A 1,575-nucleotide genomic window follows, 5' to 3' on the forward strand; every position below is an offset into this window, starting at 1 on the left:
GTCGAGATTCAGTATTTCCTCGAACCATTTGTCGCGCTTGTTCCGTCAGCAGGGGCACATGACCTTGGCAGACTACATTACTTGGGTACGAGTGGATCGTGCGAAGTTTATGCTCAAGAAATACAACTTCAAACTCAATGACGTGTCAGTGCGCTGTGGATTTAAAGACGTGAACTATTTCTGCCGAGTATTTAAGAACCGTACAGGCAGAACGCCGACGGAATATCGTGGTTCGATTTAAGCCTTCAGTCAGAGTGCGTAAATCATAGAGAAGTTTAGGCGAGCAGCCTCGACATGGCGTACATCAGCAGCGCTTGTAAGTCGACGCTGCTTTTTGTTAGTAGTAGGCGTTCCGCCATTTGATCGGTAAGCAGATTTCGTGTGAGGTTAGTGGCCGCAATGATCTGTTCTCGGGTCGGATTTTCTGGCATCACCAGTGCTATAGCCAGATGAACATCACCCATCTTTGAAGCCCAATCCATCGACTTTTCATTTGCAATAACGGCAATGGAAATATGGTCAACACCTGAAAACATCACATGCGGTAGAGCGATCCCCGGAGTCACGCAAGTTGATGAACGTTCTTCGCGTTTAATAAAAGCAAGAATCAGTTCGTCGGGATGAATGGGGTGGATCAGCTGAGCTAATCCTTTAAGGCATTCAAACTTGGTGAGCTCGGTATGCGCTTTGGCGTAGTGCCATTTGATTTCACAAGGTGGGCAAATTTGCGGTAAACGCTCGGCCAGTTGGCTAGAAAACTCATAGTTGATATGAGATCCCACCACCGTAAAGTGTTCAGCAATCATGTCTTTGATGACGAAGCAGGCCAACTCTGCGTCAATGCCAATCGCTGTGATTTGACACAAATCACCTTGTTGTAGACCTGCTTGCAAAATCGCCACGGACTTGGTGAGTTCCGCAACACGATTTTGCGTTACATTAATGATATGTAAGGTACTTTTGAACTTCTTTGCCACTCGATTGAGTGGCTGAGCAAGGTGCGCACTGGCATTTGCATTATCGACGAAAAAGGTGATTTGGTATTCGTTCATCTGCAAATTTAGTCGCGGCAGTGGACGAGGAATACTTTGTCGACGTTCAGCAAAACCTCTTCAATGGGGATTTGAATTTTGCGCGTCTCTTCGAATCGGCCAGGTTGTTCTATCTCAATATCCGACACGATCAAAACCCGATCCGCTTGAGCGATATCGTGCGGAGTGAGCTGATTTTCTATCCCCATCGCACCTTGCGTTTCTACTGTAATTTGCACGTTATGTTTTGGCGCAGCTTTCATTAGTGCATCTGCCGCCATATAAGTATGAGCGATGCCTGTAGGGCATGCTGTCACCGCTACGATTTTCATGTTCTATCCATTTTATTTTTTGTGGATATTAGCACAGCCACCGCGGATTGAATTGATTTGAGCTGGATTAACGCAAGAGCTCTATCACAGTTTGAATCTCATGTTACATTAATCCAGTTAATGCACTTTTAGTCCTATATATCAAAGGGTAGGCACTGGTTAATCTATGCCCAAATAAAATGAGTAGGAACGCATACGAGCCAGGGGATCCT

3 protein-coding genes are annotated in these 1,575 nt (G+C 45.7%); 1 reads left to right on the forward strand and 2 read right to left on the reverse strand.

Features of this window, described 5'->3' with window-relative positions; genetic code table 11:
- Nucleotides 1–241, forward strand: a 241-nt coding sequence (locus R8N28_RS24405; RefSeq protein ID WP_318183570.1) for a helix-turn-helix transcriptional regulator, incomplete at its 5' end; no start/stop codon positions are given.
- Nucleotides 242–275: 34 nt separating this feature from the next.
- On the opposite strand, the gene R8N28_RS24410 is transcribed toward R8N28_RS24405, so the two are convergent.
- The gene (locus R8N28_RS24410) at nt 276–1,052 is read right to left on the reverse strand and encodes a PTS sugar transporter subunit IIA (RefSeq protein ID WP_021452121.1); all 777 of its coding nucleotides are present in this window, start codon (nt 1,050–1,052) and stop codon (nt 276–278) included.
- Nucleotides 1,053–1,060: 8 nt separating this feature from the next.
- Complete coding sequence (locus R8N28_RS24415; protein WP_318183571.1) at nt 1,061–1,363, reverse strand: PTS fructose transporter subunit IIB; 303 nt, start codon at nt 1,361–1,363, stop codon at nt 1,061–1,063.
- Nucleotides 1,364–1,575: the final 212 nt, after the last annotated feature.

The organism is Vibrio sp. Vb1554, assembly GCF_033344235.1.